Source organism: Euzebyales bacterium (assembly GCA_035461305.1).
Taxonomy (GTDB): domain Bacteria; phylum Actinomycetota; class Nitriliruptoria; order Euzebyales; family JAHELV01; genus JAHELV01.
In genome coordinates, this window is record DATHVN010000180.1 from 1 (window position 1) to 3,875 (window position 3,875).

General features: G+C 72.0%; 5 protein-coding genes. 1 reads left to right on the plus strand and 4 read right to left on the minus strand.

The genetic code is table 11. The features are described from left to right. Both VK923_16865 and VK923_16870 read right to left on the minus strand, forming a co-directional pair. Window positions 1–744: HAMP domain-containing protein (locus VK923_16865; GenBank protein ID HSJ46350.1), on the minus strand; the 744-nt coding region annotated here is incomplete at its 3' end. After that, complete coding sequence (locus tag VK923_16870; protein HSJ46351.1) at window positions 741–1,394, minus strand: response regulator transcription factor; 654 nt, start codon at window positions 1,392–1,394, stop codon at window positions 741–743. The genes VK923_16870 and VK923_16865, both read right to left, overlap by 4 nt. A 213-nt stretch (window positions 1,395–1,607) precedes the next feature. On the opposite strand from VK923_16870, the gene VK923_16875 reads away from it, so the two are divergent. After that, window positions 1,608–2,051, plus strand: a complete 444-nt coding sequence (locus VK923_16875; GenBank protein ID HSJ46352.1) for a DUF302 domain-containing protein — start codon at window positions 1,608–1,610, stop codon at window positions 2,049–2,051. An 18-nt stretch (window positions 2,052–2,069) separates the two neighbouring features. Here the strand turns inward: VK923_16875 and VK923_16880 are convergent, their stop codons facing one another. After that, the gene (locus VK923_16880; protein HSJ46353.1) at window positions 2,070–2,513 is read right to left on the minus strand and encodes an HAD-IC family P-type ATPase; all 444 of its coding nucleotides are present in this window, start codon (window positions 2,511–2,513) and stop codon (window positions 2,070–2,072) included. A 777-nt stretch (window positions 2,514–3,290) separates the two neighbouring features. Beyond that, window positions 3,291–3,605, minus strand: coding sequence for a 2-oxo acid dehydrogenase subunit E2 (locus VK923_16885; protein HSJ46354.1), 315 nt, complete (start codon window positions 3,603–3,605; stop codon window positions 3,291–3,293). Window positions 3,606–3,875 lie beyond the last annotated feature (270 nt).

The window sequence follows — 3,875 nt, forward strand, 5'->3', positions numbered from 1 at the left end:
GCCGGTGACGTCGCCGTGCAGTCGCACGCCGCGTCGCTGCGCCAGCGGCCGTGCCGCGGCCACTGCCTGACGTACGAGCTCGCCTGGCGTGATCTGCTGCAGCTGCAGGTCAGATGGCAACCCTTCGACGCGGGACACCACTGCGAGGTCGTCGACCAGTCGGCGCAGCCGCGCGAGCGCCTCGGCCAGCGTGCGCCACGTTGCCGGCTCGGCGGCCACCACGCCGTCGTCGAGCCCCTCGACGTAGCCTTCCAGGGTCGCCAGGGGTGTGCGTAGCTCGTGGGCGAGGTCGGCGAGCAGCCGGCGGCGGGTGGCGTCGGTGTCCTCCAGTGCGGCGGCCATGCGGTTGAAGCTGCGGGTGACCTGTGCGAGCTCGTCGTCGACCGGCGGCACCGGCACCCGCGTGTGGTAATCGCCAGCAGCGACGCGGCGGGCGCTGTCCGCGAGCCGGCTGACCGGTCGGGCGATGCGCCGCGCGACGTACCAGCTGACCGCGAACGCGGTGACCGCTGCGGCGAGCACGGCCACGCCCAGCGACAGCAGCAGTGCACGGGCGAACGCCTCGTCGAGATGCGCCGCGGCGCTGTCAGACAGCGGCCCGAGCGCGGCGCGGACGTGGCTGCGAAACAGGCTCGGGCCGGCCAGCACCGCCACGGCGGCCAGCGTCGTGGCGCCCACCGCGATCACCACCGCATGCGCGGCGAGCAGCCGCCGCGCCAACCCCGACGGCGGCCGTCGCGTCATCGTCCGGCACCCATCCGGTACCCAACCCCACGCACCGTCACGATCACGTCGGGGTTGTGCAGCTTGCGCCGCAGGTTCCCGACGTGCACGTCGATCACGTGCTCGTCACGGTACTCGGCCGTCCCGCGGAGGCGGTCGAGCAGCTGGCTGCGTGACCACACCATGCGGGGGCGTTCGGACAGCGCGTCGAGCAGATCGAACTCCGTGCGCGTCAACTCCACTGGTGCTCCGTCGGAGTGGACCTCGCGTGCGTCGGCGTCGATCACGAGATCACCGAACCGGCGGACATCACGGCTGCGTTCGCTGCCGCGTGGGCGGCGCAGCATGGCGTGGATCCGCGCGACCAGCTCCCGCGGTGAGAACGGCTTGACCATGTAGTCGTCGGCGCCGACCGACAACCCCACGACCCGGTCGACCTCCTCGGCCTTGGCCGTCAGCATGATGATGTACGCGTCGCTGAACGTGCGGATCCCGCGGGCGACGTCCAGCCCATCCAGCGCCGGCAGCATCAGGTCCAACACGATCACATCGGGGGCCTCCGCACGCGCCGCCTGCAGCGCCTGAAGCCCGTCGAACGCCTCGACCACGCGGAACTGCTCACGTTCCAGATACGACCGCACCAGATGCACCAGCGGCCGCTCGTCATCCACGACCAGCACCGTCACCGTGGGCCCTGCATCCATCACGGCCATTGTCGCGCCGCACCGGCCACGGTGCGTCGGTCGTGCGGCCCCGCGTAACGCGAGCGGTCCCCCGGGGGTCCCGTCGACCCGGCGACCTGCACCCCAGCGTCAGTTGCGCAGACTTGACGCGATCTTGATCTTGCACGCGGGTGAACTTGATCCGCACCGGCGACAGTCGTGGTGACCCGCAAGCAACAGGAAGGCACCGACGTGACCGACGTGCAGACCGACCGGTACACCATCCGCGCCCGTGTCCATGTGGATGTGGCAACGACCGAGCAGCGGGTCCGCGACGCACTGCAGGATGAAGGCTTCGGTGTGCTCACCGAGATCGACGTGCAGGCGACGCTGCGCGACAAGCTCGATGTCGACGTGCCCCCGTACATGATCCTGGGTGCCTGCAACCCCCCGTTGGCGCACCGGGCGCTCGAGGCCGACCCAGCCATCGGCAGTCTGCTGCCGTGCAACGTCGTCGTCCGCGCGTACCCGGACGGCGGCAGCGAGATCATCGCCGCCGACCCCATCGCGATGCTCGGGCTCGCCGACGCGGAGGATGTCGCACCGATCGCCCGGGATGCCGCGGAGCGCATCCGACGGGCCGTCGAGGCTACCGCCCGCAGCTGAGCTCTCGGACGGGACGCGTCACACCACCTCGGCGGCAGAGGCCCCGGGCGGACGCCGGCGAACCGCCGGTCGTCGTCCGAAGCGCCGCAGTCGCAGTGAGTTGGTGACCACGCTGACGCTCGAGAAGGCCATCGCGGCGCCAGCCACGATCGGCGACAGGAACCCCAGCGCCGCGATGGGGATGGCGAGAATGCTGTAGCCGAACGCCCATCCGAAGTTCTGGCGGATCGTGCGCTCGGTCGCGCGCGACAGTTCGATCGCCGTGGCGACGCCGTCCAGATCGCTGCGCATGAGGGTCAGGTCGCTGGACTCGATCGCCACGTCAGTGCCGGTGCCGATCGCGATGCCGAGGTCGGCCTGGACGAGCGTGGGCGCGTCGTTGATGCCGTCGCCGACCATCGCGACCGAGCGGCCGTCGGCCTGGAGGCGGGCGATCTCGTCCTGCTTGCCGTCGGGCAGCACCTCCGCGAGACGCGGTCGATGCCGACTGGGCGGCGATGGCGGCGGCGGTGCGGTGGTTGTCGCCGGTGATGATGGCGGTCTCGATGCCCATGGCGTGCAGCCGCGCGACCGCGGTCGCCGCGTCGTCCTTGACGGTGTCGGCGACCGCCACCACGGCACGGACCTCGCCCTCCCAACTGACGACGACCGCCGTCCCTGCCGTGGTGCTCGTGGCGCTCCGCGGCATCGTCGAGCGCCTCGGGCAGCTCGAGACCTACCTCGGCCAGCTTGCGGGTGCCGACCCAGACGGTCACGCCCTCGACGTCTGCGCGCACACCGTGTCCCGCGACGGAGGTGAATGCCGTCGGCCGCTCGACATCGAGGTCTCGACCACGGGCGGCCGCGGTGATCGCCCTGCGGTCGGGGTGGCGGATCGCGAGCTGCAGCGCGGAGGGCGCGCCGGCGGAGGCGGCGATGACCGCGACCCGGTCGACGTCGAGGGTGTCGAGCAGCGCGGCGTAGGTGTCGGCCTGCAGCGCCGGTGCTGCCCGCGGCGGCAGGGTCGAATGCAGGTAGCCGAAGCGCGACGGCACGATGATGCGGTAGCCGTCGGGGACGTGGCACGCGACGTTGCGCAGCCCGGCGTCGACGCCGCCCATCACGCCGTGGATCACAAGGACCGGTGGACCGCTGCCGCGGTCGGCGTACTCGGCCGCCCCGTACGGCGTCGCCACGATCGACGAGTCGAGGGCCGCGAGGCGTTGGCGGGCGGCGCGCATGCCGGCCCAGAAGCTGAACCTACGCCGAGCTGCTGTCATGATCAGCGGACCTGTGTCGTCGAGCGCGGCGGCGGTCTCGAAACAGCCGGCTCAGCGTGGCGCTGAACCGCGCCGCGAGCGCGCCGTCGACGACCGCGTGGTCGAAGCTGAGCGTCAACGGCGGCAACTGACGCTCCTGGAGCTCACCGTCGACGAACGCCGGTCGGTGGAGGATGCCGCCGACGGTGACCATCAGCGTCATCGGCGACAGTGGGATACCCCACCCGCCCGCGTCGAACATCCCCAGCGAGCTGATGCCGACCGGCGGCGCGAAGCGGGCGGCTGCCGCCGGCACGCGGCCGGCCGCACGGAGCGCGAGTCGGCGGATGACCCCGGGCCGACGGCGTAGGCGACGTCGGGGATGGTGCCGTTGCGCCAGCGGCGAACCCCGTAGCGGAACCACGCGACCGACCGAGCCACAGCAGCCCGTGGCGAACGGCGCCTGCAGACCGACCGCACCACCTGGCGGGAGTTCGCCGCGACCGTCACGACCCTGCTCGAGCAGCCATGGCCCGCCACCACCTGATCGACGATCACCTCGCGTTGCTCGCCGGCCGTCTGCCGG